Origin of the sequence: Aquiflexum sp. (genome assembly GCF_041749095.1) — a bacterium.
Classification (GTDB): Bacteria; Bacteroidota; Bacteroidia; order Cytophagales; family Cyclobacteriaceae; genus Aquiflexum.
The window spans coordinates 1-24,038 of sequence record NZ_JBGTCA010000223.1; the positions used below are offsets into that span (position 1 = coordinate 1).

General features: G+C 38.9%; 15 protein-coding genes. 4 read left to right on the top strand and 11 right to left on the bottom strand.

The genetic code is table 11. The annotated features are described in order from the left end of the window. Positions 1-74: 74 nt before the first annotated feature. The 7 genes from ACEW8O_RS10940 to ACEW8O_RS10970 all read right to left on the bottom strand — a co-directional run bounded on the left by ACEW8O_RS10940 (position 75) and on the right by ACEW8O_RS10970 (position 12,119). Positions 75-3,389, bottom strand: coding sequence for a VCBS repeat-containing protein (locus ACEW8O_RS10940; protein WP_373494671.1), 3,315 nt, complete (start codon positions 3,387-3,389; stop codon positions 75-77). 67 nt (positions 3,390-3,456) lie between these two features. Further along, positions 3,457-3,939, bottom strand: coding sequence for a DUF6169 family protein (locus ACEW8O_RS10945; protein WP_373494672.1), 483 nt, complete (start codon positions 3,937-3,939; stop codon positions 3,457-3,459). Further along, on the bottom strand, positions 3,923-4,081 hold the full coding sequence (locus ACEW8O_RS10950; protein ID WP_373494673.1) for a hypothetical protein: 159 nt from the start codon (positions 4,079-4,081) through the stop codon (positions 3,923-3,925). The genes ACEW8O_RS10945 and ACEW8O_RS10950 overlap by 17 nt, the downstream gene beginning before the upstream one ends. Positions 4,082-4,436: 355 nt before the next feature. Continuing rightward, complete coding sequence (locus ACEW8O_RS10955) at positions 4,437-7,760, bottom strand: VCBS repeat-containing protein (RefSeq protein WP_373494674.1); 3,324 nt, start codon at positions 7,758-7,760, stop codon at positions 4,437-4,439. A gap of 6 nt (positions 7,761-7,766) precedes the next feature. Further along, positions 7,767-8,339 carry a hypothetical protein gene (locus ACEW8O_RS10960; RefSeq protein WP_373494675.1) on the bottom strand — a complete coding sequence of 191 codons (573 nt, stop codon included), beginning with the start codon at positions 8,337-8,339 and terminating at the stop codon, positions 7,767-7,769. Positions 8,340-8,435: 96 nt separating this feature from the next. After that, positions 8,436-11,744 (bottom strand): VCBS repeat-containing protein, encoded by a 3,309-nt coding sequence (locus ACEW8O_RS10965; protein WP_373494676.1) that lies wholly within the window; start codon positions 11,742-11,744, stop codon positions 8,436-8,438. A 186-nt stretch (positions 11,745-11,930) separates the two neighbouring features. Continuing rightward, a complete protein-coding gene (locus ACEW8O_RS10970) occupies positions 11,931-12,119 on the bottom strand; it encodes a hypothetical protein (protein ID WP_373494677.1) in 189 nt (62 codons plus the stop codon). 697 nt (positions 12,120-12,816) lie between these two features. On the opposite strand from ACEW8O_RS10970, the gene ACEW8O_RS10975 reads away from it, so the two are divergent. Beyond that, positions 12,817-15,243, top strand: a complete 2,427-nt coding sequence (locus tag ACEW8O_RS10975) for a hypothetical protein (RefSeq protein ID WP_373494678.1) — start codon at positions 12,817-12,819, stop codon at positions 15,241-15,243. A 234-nt stretch (positions 15,244-15,477) separates the two neighbouring features. Beyond that, positions 15,478-16,827, top strand: coding sequence for a hypothetical protein (locus ACEW8O_RS10980; RefSeq protein ID WP_373494679.1), 1,350 nt, complete (start codon positions 15,478-15,480; stop codon positions 16,825-16,827). Between the two features lie 172 nt (positions 16,828-16,999). Here the strand turns inward: ACEW8O_RS10980 and ACEW8O_RS10985 are convergent, their stop codons facing one another. From ACEW8O_RS10985 to ACEW8O_RS11000, 4 genes are all read right to left on the bottom strand, one after another. Further along, complete coding sequence (locus ACEW8O_RS10985; RefSeq protein ID WP_373494680.1) at positions 17,000-17,575, bottom strand: hypothetical protein; 576 nt, start codon at positions 17,573-17,575, stop codon at positions 17,000-17,002. A gap of 118 nt (positions 17,576-17,693) precedes the next feature. Then, positions 17,694-17,885: a hypothetical protein gene (locus tag ACEW8O_RS10990; protein ID WP_373494681.1), complete on the bottom strand. Its 192-nt coding sequence runs from the start codon at positions 17,883-17,885 to the stop codon at positions 17,694-17,696. Between the two features lie 293 nt (positions 17,886-18,178). Then, complete coding sequence (locus ACEW8O_RS10995) at positions 18,179-19,642, bottom strand: RagB/SusD family nutrient uptake outer membrane protein (RefSeq protein ID WP_373494682.1); 1,464 nt, start codon at positions 19,640-19,642, stop codon at positions 18,179-18,181. Between the two features lie 43 nt (positions 19,643-19,685). Beyond that, positions 19,686-22,670 (bottom strand): carboxypeptidase-like regulatory domain-containing protein, encoded by a 2,985-nt coding sequence (locus tag ACEW8O_RS11000; protein WP_373494683.1) that lies wholly within the window; start codon positions 22,668-22,670, stop codon positions 19,686-19,688. Positions 22,671-23,197: 527 nt separating this feature from the next. On the opposite strand from ACEW8O_RS11000, the gene ACEW8O_RS11005 reads away from it, so the two are divergent. Both ACEW8O_RS11005 and ACEW8O_RS11010 read left to right on the top strand, forming a co-directional pair. Then, complete coding sequence (locus ACEW8O_RS11005) at positions 23,198-23,434, top strand: hypothetical protein (RefSeq protein WP_373494684.1); 237 nt, start codon at positions 23,198-23,200, stop codon at positions 23,432-23,434. Positions 23,435-23,483: 49 nt separating this feature from the next. After that, on the top strand, positions 23,484-24,038 hold a 555-nt coding region (locus ACEW8O_RS11010; protein WP_373494685.1), incomplete at its 3' end, for an MOSC domain-containing protein.

Here is a 24,038-nt window from a genome sequence, read left to right on the forward strand (position 1 = left end):
GAACATCAAAGCTAATTATTAATACGTGATTCCAAAGTTTTTGTCCCTCCATATAAGCTGATTTTTAGCAGGTATCAATTATTGATTTTCAGAAAAACAGGTTTACCGTTGTTTCTCACAGCGACCAAATGTGGCGTCCCACCAATATGGATCAACTCCACTTTTCTATACTCACCCCAATAGTCATTTGCAGGAATATCAATCGGTAAATTCACCCAAGTTCCATCAGTCCATTTCAATAAGGTCAAGGGTTGTGAACCGTTTTTCCCCAAGTCATTTCTGAATCCATAAAAATTTCCTACTCCCAACAGATATTGATTGCCATCTTTTCCTTTGAAATGCCTAACATCTATGATCGGAGAAAATTGGGCCTCGGTGGGAAAAGGGTCAAATTCAAAATCTCCACTTCCCGAACTCCTCAAAACACCTGATCTTAATTCTGTAACTTGATATGTATTTGCCTGATTCAATTGATTGTCGTCAAAAATATCTTTTGGCGATTTGATTTTGGAATAGGAAATATAGGAATTATGCTTCCTTTTCAGTGCCGGAATCTGTTTGATCAAATCATCCCTACTTGCGAACGGCACCAATTTCCCATCCATATAATGAAAAATCAGGGGGTCTGTCTGTCCATTTCCATCAAAATCATGATGGTATAACCATACAGGTTGATCTTGACTAGCTTTCAGTTTGGAGTTCACACCCAAGTTGCCCAAGACTATGTCCTGAACGCCATTGCCCTCAACATCAATGACTGACATTCCAAAATACCAACCTGCTTGATCCAAACCGGAAATATTCAACCTTTCAAATTGTTGTTGATCGCTCAAGGAATATACCATCACAGGCATCCATTCTCCGGAAAGCAACAGCTCTTTTTGACCATCTCCTGTGATATCTGCCCAAATGGCATTTTGGATCATCCCAGGTCTGAATTCCTCTCCAAAGTAACTTTGAGTGGCATCTTGGAATTTTCCTGTTCCATCATTGAGCAGTAAATAACTTCTCGGAATAGCCCCATAATTTCCTGTGACAACCGATGCGCCCACAAAAATATCCGGATACCCATCTCCATTGACATCATGGACTGCAACTGTAGATGTATTTTCTCCATAGGGCGGAAGTGAATTCATGGAAAAAACCAGGTTACCTTTTCCATCATTCAAAAACAACCTGTCAAAATTATAAATCTCACCTCTCCCATATTCATTTCCTCCACTGCCAATATAAAGATCCAAATGACCATCCTGATTGAAGTCTTCCATCACTGAGACAACATCTTCCGCTGTTTTCAATTGCTCAAAGAAGGGGTTTTCAACTTTCTTGAAACCACCATTCACATCCTGAAAAAACAAAGTACTTGGCTGACCATTTGCCCCACCTAAAAAGATATCATCCATCCCATCTCCATTCAAGTCACCTACTGCTAAAGCAGGACCTTTAGTTCCATACCTTCTTGGTATCAGGTATTCCCTTCTAAACTCATCTATGATGGACTTTTCTTCATGCTTCCAATCCAAAGAAATGTCTACTATTTCCACCACAGACACCATTTTTTGAGTAGGTAATCTACCTTCATTTCCTTGACCTTTAACAAGCAAATGTCTTTGGTCAAGATCGAGATTTTGAAAAATTTCTATACCTCTTGAATTCCATGATACGAAGACAGAGTCAATTTTTTCTGAGTTTCCTAATCCAAAAGTCAAAGTGGTGGAAGAACCGGATTGAAAACCTCTAGAGGTACTCAAGGTTTGATAATAAGTCTCCCCTTCTGCAAAAACCCAAACCTGGGCACCAATCCCAAAAACATTTTTGTCCGCTGATCGGAGATCTAATTGGACAAATCGGTTTGAGATCAATGCTGAGGAATTGTTTTTATACACAAATGCTTCTTGGTCGGTATTGTTGATCACCAAATCCAAATCTCCGTCATTATCCAGATCCGCATAAGCAGAACCATTGGAATAAGAAAGCTGATCCAATCCCCAAAGTTTGGAAGCATTGGTAAACTTTAACCAACCTTCATTTCTAAATGTAAAGTTTGAAAGCTTGACAGTGGGCAACATTTCGATTTGTTGTTTTTCTTTTTCCTTATCTGTCAATCCCGGAGTGGGTTCCTGACTGTATTGCACAAAATCAAGATCATTGGGTCTCTTGACAATGCCATTGGTCACGTGAATGTCCTTTTTGCCATCATTGTCCATGTCAAAAATCAATGGTGACCAACTCCAGTCTGTGGCAAAGGTTTCTGTCAATAATCCGATTTCACTGAACCTGCCATCACCCCTATTGAGTTGCAGGTGGTTCCGCACATATTGGTCTCCATATCCCAGTTTTTGCTTGATATCATATACTTCCTGTTTGTCTTCACCGAGTGATTTCATCCATATCACAGGGTCTTCAGGCAACATGTCTGTGGTAAAAATATCCGGGAGCCCATCATTATTGATATCCGCTATGTCATTGCCCATGCTATACCGGCTGGTGTTTTCTATGAACTGCTTCAAAGATTCTTTAAATGTACCGTCCGCTTGATTGATATACAGATAATCATCTTCCGTAAAATCATTGGAAACATAAATGTCCAACCAGCCATCTCCATTAACATCCCCTACCCCAACACCAAGACCAAAACCCAAACTGCTAGATAAAATTCCTGCTTCAGCGGTGATTTCTATCATTCTTTCGTGTCCCTCGGTGATTAGGCTTTTGTACATTTTATCCCCACCTTTTTCATCCTGATTGGTGAATTTGGTGTCGGCATGGGAAAAAACTTCAGGCTTTTTGATCGAATGGTTCAAGAGATAAAGATCTAAATCCCCATCCTGGTCATAGTCAAAAAACACTGCGTGGGTCGAGAATCCGACAAAATCAATCCCATAATCACTTGCCTTTTCGCTGAAAGACAGGTCACCATTGTTGATGTATAATTTGTTCTTACCGGAGATGCCTTTATAATCACCTACTTGGCAAACATAGATATCCAATAAGCCATCCCCATTGACATCCGCCATCGTAACACCTGTGGACCAACCGCCATCCCCAGTGACCTTGGCTCCTATGGTGATGTCTTCAAACCGAAAATCTCCTTTGTTCAAATAGAGCTTGTTTTCTCCCTGATTGGAGGTGAAATATATATCCACCAATCCATCGTTATTGATATCGCCCAATGCCACTCCACCTCCATTATAGAAATACAGGTATTCCAGAATATTCATTTCTTCTGTAGAAGTCAGGTCATTTCTGAAATCAATTCCGGTTTGATTGGAGGGTAAAAGGGTGAAAAGGGTTTCTTCGGGTGGGGAAGAACAAAAAATTGAAATCAAAGAAATGATCAGGATTATTGGGAAAGTTTGAATACAAAGTATGCTTTTTAATTTTGACATCACCTTCGAACCTCCACATTTACAATTTTCTATATCCACTAAATTTCTTTATTAGTCTATAAATGAATTATTTCAACCTTTTTAATTCTTCCAAATTAGAATCAAATATTGCTTCAATTTTTATTAAATCTGGGTTTTGAGTGTGAGAAAGTAATGAAATCTGGATAGACGTTTCAATCTCTTCTTCCAGGGAATATTTTAATTCATAATCCTTTTTGACAAAATCAACTGAATTGGAATTATTAAACCACGAATCAAATAGCCTCTTTCTTATTTTACCCTTCCTATCCATTGAATCACATACATAAAATATGGCGTATCGCTTGTTTTCCTTAAATAGGTTGATTAAAAAATTTGTGATTGTATTTCTGATTTTAGGATCTGATTTGTATACGATATTTTTTTCAACAGGAAAAAAGGAGAAGTCTAGGACAAATTCTCCTAATATTTCAATATTATGTTTTTCGACTAAAATGATAAAATCATCTCCCGAATCAGTTGTGAAGATGTATCCATACCCAATTTGGGATAATTTATATTGGTTTGACAAATCTTTTATCCTTGGTTATTTCAGTAAGTATTTCTTTTCCTGAACCTTGAATCTTTTCAATCAAAGCATTCTTTTGATCCACCCGATCAATAATGTATTGAAATTCTTTGCTGTTTTTCGAATTTTTCTTGATGACTTTCATTGGGATATTCCTTATAGTAATCTAACAAATATACCTTCAATTTGGGTTCCATGCAAAGGCAGCCCTGAAAGGGCATGATATCCCAGAGTTGGGCAAAGCCCTACGATCGATAAATAGCAAATCAATTACGAAATGGATTAGGTCTGAAAGGCTGGGATAATTTCTGAAGCCTTGACCCCACAATTCCAGATATCCGTGCCCTTCAGTCCCGGGAGAATCCACTAATGATTTCTACGCCTAGCAATGGGCGATGCCCATGGTTGGGATATCAAGGCCTTTCAGGCTTTAGACTAGAGTTATATCAGGAAATTGTTTTCTCATTTAACTCAGCTTTCCACCTTTGCGGGAAAACTCTTCATTTCTTTATCTCCCAAAACTCCACATTCTCTCCATTCTTAACTACCATCAGGATTTTTTGTCCTTCTCTATCAATGACATGAAGGTCTCGGATATCACCGTTCAGTTTTAGACCATGGTCTCTGTTGTGCCAGTATTCAAAAGTACCATCCCCTTTTCCCAAAAGCACCTCACCGTAAGAGCCATCATATTGTCCTACTTCCGGCTTTGCACCTTTGAGATTACCGCCCATAATCAGGTCCTCTATTCCATCTCCATTGAGGTCCGTGACCACAATACTATACATCCATGACCTTTGGGACATTCTAGGTAATTCGATAGGCTTGAACCTTCCATTGGCTTCATTTAGCAGTACAGTTGAAGCCAAATTGTTAACTTCCTGAATAACCGCCTTTTCAAGTTCGGCAGGACTAAAGATATCCTCCATGGTTTGGTTGTTGTAAGCACTGTATTTAAGATACCGTTTCTTGATTGAGGGTAACTGGGCTTCCAATTGATGTTTCAAAGTGAAAGGAACATGCTTATCTCCCACCTTTTGAACAAATACATGCTCAACCGAACCATTTTGATCAAAATCATTGACAAACATTTTAACCGGTTTTTCCACAGAAGCTTTAAACCTTGTATTCAATCCATGATTGCCCAATACAAAATCGGGTTTCCCATCCCCATTGAAATCGCCCACAGCAATAGACTGATACCAGCCTTTAAGTTCTTCCATCCCGGGCATGGCTATCTTCTCAAGCTTTCCGCCTGTATTCCTGAAAAAGGTCGGTGCCATCCATTCACCCACCAAAACTAGGTCTTCTTTGCCATCTCCATCATAATCCACCACCGCAGCGTCCGTCACCAGTCCTATTTCCTTAAGATCTGGGGCATATTGGGAAGTGCCGTCTGTAAAGTTACCTTGGCCGTCATTGATCAAAATGAAGCTGCTTGCATTAACACCATACAAGAAAGGAATCACCCTGGAACCCACAAAAATATCCAAAGCTCCGTCTCCGTTGATATCCAATATTTTCACCACTGAAGTACTGTTCCGGAAATTTGCCAGGCCCGAATTCTGGGATTTGGTGAAATTACCCTTGCCATCGTTGAGGTAGAGTCTGTCTGCCAGGTCCAAAGCACCATAGCCGGATTCATTTCCACCGGAAGTCACGAAAAGATCCAAATAACCATCGCCATTGGCATCAAAAAACACAGCATCAGTATCTTCGGAACTGCGGTCAGCTTCAAAAACATTTTGGGAAGAAGCCTGATAATTGCCGTTTCTACTCTGAATAAATAGTTGTCCTGCAAAACCTTTAGCCCCTCCAAGATATACATCTTCTAATCCATCTCCATTGACATCCCCAAAAGCTGCTTTTGGGCCTTCTGTAGAAAGCATGTGATACGTCAGCCTGTCCCTGTCAAAATCCACCATGGTATTTTCTTGGTGTTTATATTCCAACAATGATTTTACTTTGGTAAAGAAAGGTGTTGGCAGGGCTGTAAAAAAAGTAAACTCCGTTTGGATTTTGTCTTCATCTTCCCAATTTAATGTCAACGTCTGATTTGTAAGGACATCCTCTAGGATGCTGACCTGCCCATTAGGCCACCTTACCTGAACCTGATCGATTTTATCAATATTCCCCAATCCGAAGTTTAATCTCGGATCTACAGAAGACTGAAATCCTCTGTTGGGCATGTTTTCCTGATAGAAAATCTGAACACCAACTACCAGTCTCACTTGCGTACCAATAGCGGCAGTATTATTTCGCTTCCCCTTCAATTCGATCTTCAAGAAGTTATTTTCAGGAAAAAATTCCCTACTGCGGTTTTTGAAAATCAAAACTTCATTATTGACATTGTTGACAACAAGGTCCAAAGCCCCATCATTGTTGAGGTCTCCATAAGCTGAACCATTGGAATGGATAGGGTCACCCATTCCCCATTCGTGGATGACGTTTTCAAATACCAAGTCTCCTTTGTTTTTGAATGCATAATTGGAAACCGGATTGATTGGCATTGGGTCTATCAATGCCTTATAGTTGACCCCACTTTGGGAAATAATCTTCTTTTTTGTCTCGTCATTATCAATAAAATTTAGGTAATCCAAATCAGTGAGGTCCTGATAAATGCCATTGGCCACGAAAAGATCTTTAAGGCCATCATTGTCCATATCAAACATCAATGCCGCCCAACTCCAATCCGTCGCCTCCATATTTGCCAACCGGCCCATATCACTGAATGTCCCATCGCCATTATTGACATGGAACATGTTGCGGGTATATTGGTAATGGTAGCCATGTTCTAAGTTAAACTGAAACTTGTCCCAACTTTCAAAAGTGGTGATCTGCTTCAATCTTTCTGATGGTTCGGGAAGCATTTCAGTCACAAAAATATCAAGGTGTCCATCATTGTTAATGTCGGCTATGTCCGCCCCCATAGATGCCGCAGAGATGGATCGCATGTAATCAACCAAGCTTTCGGTAAATGTCCCGTTCTGATTGTTGATATATAAATAGTCCCTTTCGAAAAAATCATTGGAAATAAAAATGTCCATCCAACCATCCTGATTGACATCTCCGACCGTAACCCCAAGTCCAAAACCAATAACACTTCCATAAATACCGGCTTCTTCAGAAATATCAGTAAACTTATCTCCATCATTCCTGAAAAACTTATCTCCACCTACAGGATCTCTTCTTGGTCTTTCATTCTGCATTTTGTTAAAGCTTCCAATGGATTGATAACTGTTATTGAGCAGGTAAACATCCAGATCCCCGTCATTGTCAAAATCAAAAAAAACGGCATGTGTGGAATATCCTTCATCGGCTAATCCATAAACTTCTGCCATTTCGGTAAATGTACCATCACCATTGTTGATAAAAAGTTCATTCTGCTTGTTGTCCCCTTCGATATCTCCCGAATTGCACACATATATGTCCAACAGGCCATCTCCATTGACATCTGCCATAGCCACTCCGGTACTCCAAGCACGTGTTCCGGAAACTCCGGCCTCCTCAGTTACATCTCTGAATTTAAATTCACCCTCATTAATATAAAGCTTGTTTTCCCCTTGGTTGGAAGTTAGGTAAATGTCCAAAAGTCCGTCATTGTTGACATCGCCCAATGCTACCCCACCGCCATTATAAAAATTCCTATAGGTGAAGATATTGAAGTCCTCATCAAACTGAAGGTCATTTCGGAATGTCACCCTTGATTCGGCAGATGGGATTTTTTGAAATAAAGTGTCCTTTTTTTCATCCTCTGCATGTTTACATCCCCAAGTTATATTGGATATAAGTACAATAAAAATGATATATTTATTCGCCCTCATCTTGACCTAACCCTTATTGATTTCCGAAATACCTTTAATTCTAAGGTCGAGCATTTCTGCCCTGACATTAGTTCTATCTTTAATAAATATTCTGATCAAACGGTTCCCATCTATTTTTACCCAAACACTTACCTGGCCACTTTTGTCTTTGACCTCAAAAAAGCCATTACCAAACCACCCTTCCATTAAACCTACCACATCCTTGAGCAACTTATCATTAGTTGTTTCCGGGGAAGTTGGGGACCATCCAGGATAGCGGAATTCAATAGGCATAAAATAAAGCTTATTATTTTCAAATTCCGGATAGAAAAACATTTCCACCTCTTTTCCAGATGGCATTTCAGGTTCATATCTTACCTGAAGTACATGAGACCCATTCGTCAGCACTCCCTTCTTATTCCATTCCCAGCAAGTGGTAAAGAAATCTTTTTTGGCCATTCCAAACTTCAGATCAAGAAACAATTCCTCTACCACTTTACCGGATGCTAATTCTCTTTCTTTTACTTTATCGTACTCGGTTTTCTGCTGGCAGGACATGGCCAAAATAAGGGATACTAGAAAATACAGCAATCTGAGCATTTCAATTTTAGATTTTAGTCCCGATAGCTATCGGGATTAGATTTGAGGTTGGATTAATTTTAAAAGTTCATTAGTCATCCTCTTGAGCAAATGAACTTAATTTTTATTTAACATCATTTTGTTGGTTCCAAATAAACTAGGCTCAAGATTATTACTCCCAACCACAATTCGATTACCTTTTTTTGTATTTACATTTTTGATACTCCTCATTTCACCTCTGACAAAGAATCCTGATTCTTTTGCCGGCAATACATCAAACCCTCCATTGCCTTTTGCTTCCAAATGCCATCCAAAACTACCCATATTGATACCCAGTTCAGGCTTTATCCTACTTTGATTCCCTCCCAACAACAAATGTAGCTTTCCTGTTTCATCTTTAAATGAATGAATGGCATAAACAGGACTGTGCTGGATTTCTTTAGGCAATTCGGAGATGACAAATGTACCATTTCCCTGATTGATATACAGACTGGTTTCCAATGTATGTACGTCCAAAATCAGATTTCTTTTCAGTATTTCATCAGGAAATAAATCCGAAAGTCTTTTATCCTTATAATCATCATAAGTCAACAATTGCTTTCTCAATCCGGGCAGTTGTTTGAGAAGGGCAGATTTTAAAACCAATGGATAAGGATGGTCACCCTCGTAAATGGTCATAATCTGCTCTATGCTTCCATTCTGATCAAAATCATTGATATGCAATTGAAGTGGTTTTTTAACAGTAGCAGACAATCGGGTATTCAGTCCAATATTTCCTGCCAATATATCCGGAAATCCATCACCATTGATATCTGTAACATGAAGTGTATTCCAAAATCCACCCGTACTTTCAAAACCAAATGAAGTAGAAACATCTGAATATTTACCCTCTAAATATTTAAAAACTTTGATGCCCATCCAATCACCAAGCAGCACAATCTCTTCCAGCCCATCACCATCCAAGTCACCTACCCATGCATCCCTGGTCATACCCAACTCCATGAATTCGGGAGCCAGTTGAGCAGTTTTATCAATGAAAACTGCATCTCCCTGATTTTCAAAAATCCTTACATCGGCAGGAATACCATACGCAAAAGGAACCGTCCTTGTGCCAACCAAAAGGTCTAATTTACCATCTCCATTATGATCAAAAACCCGGACAAAAGAAGAACTTTCGAACCTAACCGGAATTTTATTTTCTGATTTGGTGAATTTCCCTTTTCCATCATTAAGGTATAGTCTGTCCTGATAGTTTGTGTTTTTATTGCCAAATTCAAGGCTGCCACTCAGCACATATAAATCCAGATCCCCATCTCCATCGGCATCAAAAAACAAACCTCCAATATCTTCAGACAACTGTTCTCCATCAAAAGATTGGAACTTTTGAAATGCTCCATCCGGCCTTTGGGTCCAAACAGAAGATGCTTGCCCCCTAGCTCCCGGTAAAAATAGGTCATCCAATCCATCCCCGTTCACATCTCCCACCTCAATCACAGGCCCCTCGTTGGAAGCCATGTGAAATCGCAGCCTATCCCTGTCAAAATCCACAAAATCACTTTCCTCATGTTTCCAGGAAATCAAGTCTTGAAGCTCATTAAAGTATTTCTTTGCGTTATGCTCTTCCTTTTTCCATTCTAAATCCGCTGAAACTGGATCAAGTTGAAGCAACTGATCCACTTCCACATCCTGAAGTATGGTCATTTTTCCACTTGGCCATAAAACCAAAATGGAGTCCAATTTATTGATCTCCCCCAAACCAAAATGTAACCTATGGTCCACCGAAGACATATAGCCTTTGACAGGATTGTGCTCGGCAAAAAACAGTTGGTCTCCTGCATACAAGGTGACCTGAGTCCCAAACTGCCCTTTCAGATCAAACTGCAAAAAATGGTATCCATTGATTTCCCTGCTGTTATTTTTAAATATGGAAACTTCTCCGTTCAGGTTGTTCACTACCAGATCCAAGTCCCCGTCATTATCCAAATCCGCATAAGCCGCACCGGTAGAGAAAGTCAATTGCTCCATACCTATTTGAGCAGCTATGTTTTCAAATTGAAAATCACCATGATTTTTAAATAGAAAATTCTGTTGAGGCACAGAAGGAAATTCATCGATCATTTTGGTAAGCAAAACACTGTCCCTTCGGAATTGGGCTATCAGGTTCTTATTGTTCACATAATAATCAACATAGTCAAAATCTGTCAGGTCTTTGACGATTCCATTGGCCACAAAAATATCTTTCAGCCCATCATTGTCTGTATCGAATATCAATGCTCCCCAACTCCAGTCAGTGGCATGAACTCCGGCCTGCCTTGCAACATCTACAAAATGTACCTGATCTGAATCAGGCTGAAAACCCAAATTTCTTTGCAAAGTATTTCTTGTAAACTGATGGAAATATCCGGTATTGACATTAGCCTGGTACTTGTCCCATTCTTCAAAAGGTGTTTTGGTTTTGACCCTGTCCAATGTGGCAGGCAACATTTCGGTAACAAAAATATCCTGCCAGCCATTGTTGTCCAGATCTGCAATATCAGCGCCCATAGAACCCATGCTGATCTCAGTCATCATGTTCTCCAGAGACTCTGTAAAGGTACCATCTCCGTTATTGATATAGAGGTAATCTTTTTCAAAAAAATCATTGGATACATACAGATCCGGCCATCCATCCTTATTGATATCTGCCACTGTTACACCCAAGCCATATCCGATCGCAGAACCATATATACCGGCGGCCTCACTAATATCTACAAATTTTCCGTTGTCATTTCGGTAAAGTTTATTTCCTCCAAACGGGTCTCTGACATCCCTTTGTCCTGTTCTCAGGTCATTGATACCAACTGATCTTGCAGAATTATTAAGTAGATACATGTCCAGGTCGCCGTCTTTGTCAAAATCAAAAAACACTGCATGCTGCGAAAGTCCCTCATCCGCAATCCCGTATTCCTTTGCCATTTCGGTAAATGTCAGGTCACCGTTGTTGATAAATAGTTCATTGTACCTGCGGTCACCGCCCAGGGGGCCTGATTTGCAGACATAAATATCCAATAAACCATCGCCGTTGATATCAGCCATGCTGACTCCGGTGGACCAAATTCCAGGAATAGCAAGCCCGGCTTTTTCGGTGATGTCCTTAAATTGAAAATTTCCTTTGTTGAGATAAAGTTTGTTTTCTGATTGGTTACCCGCAAGAAAAATATCCACCAAACCGTCATTATTGATATCCCCGAGAGCAACCCCTGAACCATTATAAAAATTCCTGAAGGTATAGGGATTGAACTGCTCATTATATTCGAGATCATTGCGAAAGTCAATACCGGTGAGGGAGGAGGGCATCAGAGAAAAAAGCGTCATCCTTGTTCCGGATTTTTGGGAACAGCCCATCAACAGACAGATTATGGATAGGAAAATGATGACGGTTTTCATGGGATAATTGCCAATAGCTAAAGCTCAGGCAATGTTAAGTAATTTGGGCACTAAATGTAAGGATTTTAAGCAAAATCCTATAAGGCTAAGATAAAAAAAAGAAGTATGCATTCTTTTAAATATATCACTGTTAAACTGGATTTATATTTAGGATTTTGCTGATAAATTGGATAGTTCTGAAGCACATTAGGTGGAATAGGGAAAATATTTTGGAAAGGCTGTATAGTACCTTTTTCCCACTAAGGTTTTAAACCTGCCAAAGCGGATCTGATCAGATCTTCCCCAACTTTCAGCAAACAATTCTCTATTTCTTTCAGCCAAAGGGATGTTAGCATCCATACTAGTCAAAGCAGGTACATTTGCTCTTTCTCTCACTTGATTCAAAAACTAAAGCGTAAATACCAACGGAGGTCCATCTGATCTCCATCACAGGCATCATCAATGGCAGAGGTTATTCCATCAGACTGAAACTGTGGCCCTTCTCTTAAGAACCTTTTCTGACATCCCAATTATTAAAATTCCTCCAGGGCAACATTGGTAACTACTCATTGAGGAGAACTCACTTAAATTTATTTGATTTTAAAAGTAATCACCTTTAAAAATTAATCTATCAAGATCAAAAATATATGAAAATAAAAATAAATAATTATATTTAAAATTAATCTGTACGTAATTTAATATTGTGAGGATTTGCTAAAATACCAGTAGGGGTAAACTGAAGCAATTGGTTGGTTAAAAAAAACTTTGGCTATAGTAGCTTCTTTAAAGTTTGTAAGAAAACACTTCAAGATTGTCTTTTTGGCCCTATATTTATAAGATGATGTGTCTACAAGTATTTCTTTAAATTACCAGTGGCAATATTGAAACAAGTAAGGTTGAATATGCCTTCATTTCCTATCTGAGGTTACTCCGACATTAATATTTATATAATCTTTCATATCTGAATAGTATTTAGAGTGGATAATATAGCATATTTGAAAGCGTATAATAATTAAGTTTATAAGTGAATTATATAGAAAGATTTAAGAAGTTAAAATGTGTTGATAATTTTAAATGATAAAAATTATCCCTTATGAAAAAACTAAACAAGAGTTGGCTTTTATATTTCCCGTTTATGCTATGCCTGTTTTTATGCCTGGAGGTTGAAGGGCAAAATGGTCCATTTAAGAATATAGAAGAAACCTCACCTTCAAAGTCAATGTATTTTGACTGGATCAACATTAACTGGTATGGTGGCAACGAACAAAAAGTGCTCAGAAACCTTGAGTTTTTTAAGTGGCTTCACGATGATTATGGGATGGAATTAGACATTTACCTTCTTGATGCAGGGAATTTCGACAATGGACCCAATTGTAATGGTTGTGAAGAGCCGTTAAAAGATGCTCCCACGTATGCGGGCTTGGAATCGGAATGGTTTAAAAGTAAATATCCGAATGGACTCGATCCACTTTATAAACTAGCAAATTCCTTCGGATGTAAGCTGGGCGCTTGGATAGGTCCCGATGGGTATGGAGATACAGAATCATCAGCACAAGTACGAATGAATATGCTTACAAGATTGGTTAAAGACTATGAAATTGATCTTTTCAAACTGGACCTTTGTGCTTCAGACCTTGATCCTGATAACGAAAAGTATTTTATCCAAGCAATGCAGGAATGTTATGCGATAAACCCTGATTTGATTGTCCTCAATCACCGTATCACGCTGAGTGATTCAGCTAAGAAATATACGACCACTTTTTTGTGGGAAGGGGCCGAGACCTATATAGATGTTTCATCTCGTAACTCCAGAACAGCACCTCACCATAGATATACATTGGAAAGAGGATTACCTCCTGATTTAAAGCGATTAACGGAAGACCATGGAGTTTGCCTGTCTTCCTATTTGGATTTTTGGGAAGATGAGCTAATTCTTCAAGCTTTCAACAGGAGCCTGATTTTGTCCCCCGAAATCTATGGGAATCCATGGTTGCTTCGCGATGATGAATATCCTATCCTGGCACGTATATTTAATCTTCAAAGGCAGTATAACGAGATTTTAACCAACGCAAGAGAATTACCTCAATATCAATATGGTCCTTACGCTGTTTCTAGGGGTGACGCACACATGAGATTCATTACATTGAGAAATTTATCATGGGAGCCAGTGAAGTATATGATTCAAATGGACACTTCCATTGGACTGGAAAACACCAAAACTGTGGAGCTACGACAATATCATCCTTACGAAATAATTCATGGTGAATATAACTTTGGTGAAACGGCTGAAATTGAGGTGCTGCCTTTTAGAACAGCCTTACTTAAGGTAAGCTCTTCACCAAGAGAATTTGGCCTTGGGGGTTCGGCCTATATAGTAACAAAAGATGTCCCTAACCACCCAGTTGAGATAGATTTGCTCGGAATGCCCGGTGAACAAAAAACCATTGATCTATTTGATGGCAAGAGAAACTTCAAGGAAGCTATATTGGAAGGAGAGAAAATTTCACTCGAAAATTCGAAAACTTTAAATGTGAAATTTGGGGGGGATGCTTTAAAAGAGGATTATCATCAAAATCTGGGGTATCTATCCGAGACTTCCATACCTGCTGATGCAAATATTTTCAATGATGTAATGTATTTTGCAACGGACAATAATAATCTAGAGGCAAGGTCACTTGAAAGATCAGGAAAAACCGAATTTGAAGCCGTACAAAATGCCAGAGATGCTTTTTTTAAAGATGATGTATATGTCAATATTGGGGCATGGGATAAATTTGCTTTTGATGGAGATTCCCAAACCTTTTTCAAGGTCAGAAAATACTGCTACAGCACCAACAATTTCCTAAAACCGGGGCTGCTCAGGATAGATTTAAAGGAGGAAAAACAAATAGATAAAATAATCATGAGCGATGTTGAGCCTGAATATGTACCTAAAGAAGCCTTAGTGTCTACCGATTTGAAAAAATGGCATAAAGTGGGGATAAACAGAAATGGTAATGACCTGGAGCTTATCCCTGATTCTAAAGATTCATTCAGATACATAAAGCTAAGTCCTGCTCCATGGCAAGTTTCTGAAGTCAAAGCGTATTATAGCGGAAATTCTCTTGATGTATCAAAAGCCCGGGCCAGTAATCTGTTTCCTGAAAATAATGTAAATGAGGCCAAAAAAGCCTGGAAGGGTCAAATACGGATAAACGAAATTACCATATCCAGTTATTTGGCGGTGGCTATTGAAGGTGATTATGGACAGGATGGAGCATTTGCGGTTATCTCCATAAATGATCAATTAATTGGTGCATATGACCGCAGCCCTGGATTTGTCGCCAATCATTGGGAACATCATCTTGCTGAACAAAATGGTAACTATACTTATTATTTTAAATTAACTCCTGAAATGGTAAATCAGGATGTGGATGTTTTTGTCATCGGAACTAAGGAAGTTCAAAATATAGAAAGGCCACAGGTGTGGATTACAGCTTATCCGATCCCATTTGAAAAGAAAAAGTTAATATTAAGATAGATATAGTTTTAGTACGTATTTTATGAATCAAGGCAAATTACATTCAGGTGGTCTGTCTTTATATTTCAAACTAAAAAAATTTCTGATTTGTGGAGAATGAGGACTGATCAATGAATTACCTTACTTGATATGGAAATAAAAAAAACAGTTGCTTTAATCTATGCTGCTACCCTAATAGTATTCACTGCTTTTACTCAAGTATCACAGCAGGCTTATGGACAACAATATATTGATGTGGACAAACGCTCCCCATGGTATTGGAATTACGAAGGCAAACCCATTGTCCTTTTGGGAGGGAGCTGGCAGGACAATATGTTTAATCATCCCACAGGTCTGGAAGACCATCTCGATGTAATGGTATCTGTAGGTGCAAACTATATCCGGAATACCATGAGTCACAGAAATATCGGCAATGTATTTCCCTATGATCAAAATGAGGATAGTTTTTTTGACCTTGATAGCTTTAACAAAGAATACTGGAATCGCTTTTCCAATTTTTTGGAGCTCACTTATCAGCGGAATATCATTGTGCAGCTGGAGATTTGGGATCCATGGGACATGTATGAGGATCATCAGTCATTCGGAGGCTGGTCACATCATCCGTTTAATCCATTGAATAACGTAAATTATACAGCAGAGACTTCCGGCTTACCTGAGATTATCGATTACCCTCCTGTTGGTCAAAGTACAGAGCACCCTTTTTTTAAGAGCTTACAAAAGTCTGATGATGGCTCTGTTTTGCTTCCTTTACAACAAGCTTACATGGACACTTTGCTATCCATCTCCTTGCGTTATCCTCATATACTGTATTGTGTTCACAACGAAACTGGTGAAGATGTCACTTTTGGTGATTACTGGGCGGATTATATTCGTGAACAAGCCAGCAAAGCCGATGCAATTGTTCATGTGACTGACATGCGACGCAATGAAAATGTGCGCAGTGAGGATCAGAACCATCTCTATACCCAACACCATCGCTATTCCTATATCGATATTTCTCAAAATAATGCTTGGGAGGGTAAAGGTCAACGACATTATGATAATATAGTCTATGTAAAAGAGCGGATAGCCTCTCATCCCCGCCCCATCAATCACAACAAAAATTACGGTGCGGCACGTCATGGAGAAGAAGAATCTGTGGCCCGAATGGGAAGGATGATATTTGCCGGGGCTGCCAGCGCTCGTTTTCATCGCCCGCATCCAATTGAAGATCCGTCGGATATGTATAGAAAATCTGATTATGGATTGGGACTTAGTCCACGCGCACAAAAAATCATACAGTCGTTGCGAATGGTTACTGATGAGCTGGATATAGCAGCTGCTTCACCCAGTAATGATCTGCTGGGAGACAGAGATGATAATGAAGCATTTTTTTTGGCAGTACCAGGCCAGCATTATGCCATATATTTTCCTCAGGAAGGTTCAGTTATACTTTCACTGCCGGACCGGGAATCGGTGTGGAATATGCGGTGGATTAACCTTGATATAGCCCAATGGGAAGAAGCCACTATCCTAAGTGACACCAGCAGCATAATAACCTCACCTGGTAAAGGACATTGGGTAGCGGTGATTAAGAAAAAATAACATTTGTAATTGAAAATTAACTTTTAATGATTGTAGAGAAGTATGTTGAGCTTATTATTACGTTTTTCGGAATTCACTAGAGATGAACTTTGGTCTTACATTTACCATGGCCGGCATTAAGCGCATGCACAGCCAAATCTCAAAATTACAAGATTGGATATTAAAACACTTTTCACCCATCATCCTTCTTATTAATTATATCCCTTGCGTTCAGGTCTATGATTTCCACCCTTACGGTAGTCAAATTCTTTTTAAACACACGGATTAGACGATTCCCATCTATCTTGACCATAGCCGAAATGGTTTTGTCTTTGTTGGTCACTTCAAAAAAGTTGGGGCCGTACCAAGTTTCCAGCAAGGCCACAACATCCTTTTTCAATTCTTCACTCGAGAACTCTTTGGTGTTTGGGAACCAATCTGTGTAAAAAAATTCCATAGGCATAAAAACAAGTTTGTCCTCTTCAAACTGCGGATAAAAAAACATGTCAGTCGTTTTACCAGAAGGCATTTCTGGCTTATATAGGATCTGAAGATGATGGGGGCCATTTATCAATATTCCATTTTTATTATGCTCCCAACATGTGCCGTAAAAGGATTTTCTATCCATTCCAAATTGAAGGTCTAAAAACAGTTCATTTACTACCTTTCCAGATGCCAATTCCTCTTCCTTAACTTTATCGTATTCAGTTTTACGGTTACAGCTAAATACACTCGCAAACAGTACAAATAGTAGAAATATTTTATTCATATTATATTGATGTTCTCTTTTTTTTATTCTCAGTTTTGAGAGATTATTAATTATCATTCCAAATTTCCATTTTATTTTTCTATAGTAACATCACCATTTTTCCTGGATATATGCCACTTCAAGACATTGGATCTTGGCGTGTGAAATGTCCGGAATCTCCATGTGTAAATAAGCTTTGTTTAGCCGAAGGTAACAAACTGATTTCTTTTTTATCTTCCGCCAGGAAACCAGCCAAAACTATCAAATCGCTCCCCAGTTCCGGCTTGATTTTAATTTGGTTTCCACTCATCATCTCTGAATTTTTTACCATTTTTAATCCTATATATGTTCATTGCAGCGACTGGGTTACTTTGGGTCAGTACTGGCAAGCCGTAAGAATTAAACGTACAGTTTCTCTGTATTATATAAATAGATCTCCAAAGGAAAAGTTTAACCCAGATTTTGCATTAGGTTTCGTAATAGAAAATCTAATGCATATTTCGAGTATAAAGATAAAGCTTATGGTCAGGATCTACTATAGTAAGAGATATGATTTTGCCATGGGTAAAAAAAAGAAGTGCGTAATTTACGCACTTCTTTTAAATTTAATTCATGTACTGTAGATTAATAACCTGGATTTTGTGTCAAGTTAGGGTTAGATAACAGCTGATTATTTGGAATTGGGAATAAGTTTCTTGTTGTCGGAGAAGCTGGTTTTTCCCACCATGGTGCATTGTACCTACCAAATCTGATCAAGTCGGATCTTCTATGACCTTCAGCAAATAATTCTCTCCCTCTTTCTGCCAATAAGGCTTCTGGAGTTAAAGTTGTTAAAGGAGGTACATTGGCACGTGCCCTTACCTGATTAACATATTCAAGCGCTCCACTTTTGTTTTGTCTCCACATCGCCTCGGCCTTCATCAACAGAACATCAGCATATCTATAGATTGGAAAATCATTATTTAAATCGGGCGCAGCACCAAGTTGAATTTCAAATTTGTTTATCCTTGTACCAGCCTGTCTAAAGGCATTCGGAGCAAGCATATTAATGTTTGGCGTAAAATTTAGAGGTGGACCATCAGGATCATTCGGTTCTACAGCATCATCTATAATTGGTGTAACTCCGTCTGAAGCAAACTGTGGACCTTCTCTTAAACTGGACTTTCTTATGTCGTCATCGCTAAAGCTATTGTAGAAATCCTCCAAAGCAGCATATCCATTCCATGGCTGGGCCTGTAATTCAAAGGTTTGCTGCGAGCCATAGTGCAGGGTCATATGATGGATGTTAAATCCACCTGCATTATTAGCATCATAAGGAAGAGTGTACATGTTTTCAGGCGAATTTTGATTATTCGTGGCAAAATTAGCAAAGAAATTCGGGGCTAAACCATAAGGTCCTTCATTAATAATTACATCCAATGCTGCTTCGGCATCTGCCCATCTTTCAGTCCCTGTATATACTTCTGCATTCAAATATAGCTTTGCCAAAATCATATGTGCCGTCCAAAAATTCAAATTAGTACGGGTATTATCTCGGGTTAGCATAGCAGCATTTTCTAGAATACTAGACTCTATAAACTGAAAAACCTCCAATCTAGTGTTATTTGGTGGGTTTGGTGTAGTATCAGTTTCTCTAACTATTGGTACGTTGCCAAAATTGTCAATTAACCAAAGGTAACTAAGTGCTCTTAATACTTTTAATTCAGCAACTAATTCATCTATTTCAGGAAATTGTTGCATTAAAAGATTGGCCTGAGCAACTATTCCAAATGAATAGGTCCAAGCACCATTATATGGTCCATCTATGGTATTCCAAGTATGCCTGTGATTTCTTAACCAAACCCCTCCATCATCCCAATCAGCTCCCTTCTGGGGAATGACCAATTCATCAGTCGAAACTTCATTGATACTGTAAAGACCACCGTGACCTCCCCAGTTACCAACCACTGCACTGTAAGCACCTTGCTTAAGTACTTCTATAAGCTCCGGGGTAATGTTTGCTTCCAACTGTTCTTGGGTGATCCCCGAAAGAACCTCCTGTTCTAATTCCCAGCATGAGCCCATGGCCACGGCAATTACTGTTCCCATGCATATTGTTTTAATTGATCGTAACATATTGTTATTCTTTAGATTATTTAAAGGTAATAGTTAATCCCGCTGTCCAGGTCCTTGGTAAGAAATAGGTATTTCTTCTCTCTATGCCAGGAGCCAAAGGGTTTGCATCTATACCAGTACCATCTGTCCACCTTACCTCGGGATCTACCCCTGTGAACTGAGTGATGGTAAAAAGGTTTTGTACACCGGCATATAGTCTTAAATTGTTTACGCTAGCATTTCTTGTAGGAAGGTTATAGCCTAACTGAAGATTATCCAATCTGATAAAATCCCCTCTTTCCAGATACAAATCAGAATAGAAAGGAGTAGACGTTACGAAAGGATTTCGTGGTGTGTTCTTGGTAATTACTGAATTCCATGTATTGGATCCACCATCAGCATTTTCATAAAAACCTCTGAAGGAATTATATATGAGGTGACCCCAACTTCCTCTTAATAAGAAATTAAGATCCCAATTGCCCATCACGAATGTGTTGGAAAAGCCAAAATCACCGGTAGGAAGGGCACTGCCTAATCTTTCATATTCATCAGGCTCTATACTGCTCAGGATGTATTCGCCGGATTCAGTTAAGCCAAGAAGTCTAGGGCCATAAAAGTCTCCTATCCTTTCTCCCTCTATGTTCCAGATCATCTGATTGTCGTTTTGACCAGGTGAACCTGGAACACCTTGTCTGATTTCTCCAATACTGAATGCACCACTACCCAAATCAGAAATTCGTGTTCTTTGATAAAGTGTAAAGTTTAAACTTGGAGTCCAAGAAACCGGGCCCAACCTTACATCATTGACTGTAGTAATAAATTCAAAACCCGCACTGTTAAGTGAAGCTACGTTAGCCCATATATTATTAGCAGTGTAGACTCCCCCTGGTTGTACGGCACTTGGAGTACCGATAGGAACATTCACATTAAATATAAGATCTGAAATATTTCGTCTATAATAGTCCATTTGACCTGTCACCTTTCCTCCAAATAAGCCGTAATCAATACCAAATGTAATTTCTTCTGTAGTTTCCCATTTTAATTGAGGATTAGGGCTAGCTTCTCTAAATGGTGACACAAAAACTGAATTTGTAGGATTAGTTGGGTCCAATGGTATCCTGTTTCCAGCTCCAAATACCCCTATTGCTAAAGTTGGAGAGGGGGGTAACTGACCCACCACACCAAAGGAAGCTCTTGCTTTTAACTGGCTAAATGGTCCTAAATCAAATATTTGTGTCAAATCTGTTCCAACGCTAATTGCAGGGAAATATCCAGTTTGATTTTCTGCTCCAAAACCTGAAAAGGTTTCTGCTCTTAAAGAGGCAGAAAGGAAGTATGTATTAGCATAATTAAAGTTAGCTCTACCGAAAACTGAATTTAATGTGGATGTATTTGCATCTGACCTTAAGTCAGTACCTGGTCCAAATCTAAGACCCCCAAAACCAAGGTTGTTAGGTCCAAGATCAAATAAAAATCGTGTCGTAGAGGCAAATAATCTCTTTTCTGTAAATGATTGCGTTTCACCTCCTAGTAAAAAGGTGAAATTCATCTTATCAAAAATTTCGTCTTCAAATCTTATTGTACCATTAAAAATAGTCTGGTTCCTGTCAAAGGTGTTTTGTCCTGCTTGACCTGTACGGCCAAAACCAACTGCAAAATCTTCACGTGAATAGAACTGGGTACTTGTGGTGCCCAAAATATCCTGGGAAAACTGAGAGGCTATTGTAATTTTGTCTGTAAGGTCGTACTCTAATCTATATGAATATATTGCAGAACTCACATCCGTGTTAAAACTTTGCTGGTTAATCAATGCCACAGGATTGAAAAAGTCAAACAGTGGTCTTTGGAAGAAACCACCAAAGTTTGCTTGGGATTCCCCTGTCGATTCTCTTATTGGAGCTGTTGGATTATATATAGTAGCATATCTTACCGCTTCACTATTTACATCTGTAGCAGCAGTGTTTGTATACGCTAAGCTAAGGTTCATCCTAAGTCTATTATTTAATGCCCCATGATTAAAGTTAAATCGTGTGTTAAGGGTTTCTCTATTAGTTCCTCGCACGATACCATCGTTATTACGATAGTTGACAGAAGCTAGGAACGATGTATTTTCAAATCCTCCGGTAACTGAGGCATTAATGGTTCCGTTTATAGCTGTTTGAGTTACTTCATCTCTCCAGTTGGTTCTATGGCCAAAGTCTACTCCTCCTCTTGCCACGAATTCTTCTGCAGAGAGAATAGGTATCAGATTAGTCGCCTGTTCTGCTGTACCAAATGTATTGATCATTACATTGGTTATCCCTTTTCGGGCAGCTCCTTTTTTTGTTGTAATCAAAATAACACCCGCCGCACCACGAGTTCCATATATAGCTGCTGCAGAAGCATCTTTAAGTACATCAAAGGTTTCAATATCATTAGGATCAACTGCATCTATAGATGCACCGATTACACCATCCAAAACGATAAGTGGAGATTGGGTAGCTCCAAAAGATGAAATACCTCTCAATCTAATGGTAGGTTGAGCGTTTGGGTTACCACCTGGGCGGGTTACAGAAAGACCTGCCACTTTACCTTGCAACAATTGGGTAGGATTGGGGAAGTTACCCCGGTTAAACTGCTCTGAACTAACGGAGGCCACAGCAGATGTAATCTCCTTTTTATCCTGTGTACCATAACCGATTACCACCGATTCCTGAAGACTCATGATGTCTTCTTCCAATTCTATATTGAAAACCGATTGATTTCCGATTGGTATTTCCTGAGCTGTGAAGCCTACAAATGAGATCACCAGAGTCTCATCGCCCGGCTGAACATTGATTCTGAATCGACCGTCCAGATCTGTGTTGGTACCTCTAGTAGTTCCTTTAATCAGAACGGTTACTCCCGGAAGGGGATCTTTGAGAGTGGCATCCAGGATTGTTCCCGTTACCTCCCGACCTTGGGCATTAGCAGCTACAATACTGATAATCATCAGCATTGCAACCATCAAAAATGCTTTAATTTTTAATAAATAATTTCTCATAGGATTTGTTGTTTTGAAAAAACAAAATGGTTTATAGAGTTAATTTCTATTCTAAATTGATGGTTTAAATTTAAATTTGCAATTTTTAACAAATGCCAACCATCGCTTTTGGAGGACGATCTGTCAACAGAATTAAAGTATTTTTTGTAAATCTTTAATTAAATCATTAATTAATTGTTGAATCCACAACGGAAAACGATTGAACTTTTCGAATAGTTAAAATTTTAGCATTTTATTAAAAAAGTGAAAATCAGCACTTCTTTTCCTTTGCATTTTATCAAGTTTCTCGATTTTTTGGAAAATCGCATTCTTAAAATCAAAATCCGTTTTGAGTTTTGAGGCCATGTGAAATTTATGACCTAAATCATTATTTTTCTTGATGGATTTTTAACCATAAATTTTATAAATGAAATACTTAAATTCACTGGCATTGCATTATTGGTATTTTGTATTGCTTTTTTTCTTTATATTCAAAAAATCTTTTTTTTACCTTGCAACTAAAAGCCCACCTTTAGTATCTTAGCCTTATGGAACCATTCAGAAAAAAAAGACTGGAGAGAGACAGAAAAAAATGGGCGATCATTTTTTTGATCTGTTTTGTGATGATTTCCGTTTTTTCCCCAAATTCATTCAACAAAAATCTGAGGTATTTTATTGACAATCCTATCGCACTTTTGAAGGCCGAACAAGAAAACCCCATAAGGTTTATTTTCACCAAATTCTTTTCACCAAAAGTCCCGGATAAATTCAAAGAGTGGCGGTAACAGGAGATTAGCCCCTACTTTGTCAAATTCGAAAATCATCTTACTTGATATGCAATTACAGGACATATATATATACCCCATCAAGTCATTGGGAGGTATAAGATTGGAGGAAGCAAATCTGGAAGAAAGAGGAATCCAATTTGACAGAAGATGGATGCTTGTGGACAAAGAGGGTGTTTTCCTGAGTCAAAGAAAATATTCCATGATGGCATTGGTCCAAACAAAGCTATCTGATAATGGTATTGAAGTTTTTCTCAAAAACCATCCGGATGAAAATATAAAAATTCCATTTGACCCTATAGGAAAAGAAATGATATCTGTAAGAATCTGGGATGATGAGGTAACCGGTCAGGTTGAAGACCAAAAAATCAACCAATGGTTTTCTGATATTCTGGGCTTGAACTGTAGGCTTGTATTTATGCCATCATCCACTGAGCGCAAGGTTTCGTCGAAATATGCCGCCAAAAATGAATCTGTGAGTTTTGCGGATGGAATGCCCTACTTGCTGATAGGTCAGGCCTCATTGGATGACCTGAACAGCAAACTTGAACATCCCGTACCCATGGACAGGTTCAGACCAAACTTTGTTTTTTCCGGTGGAGAA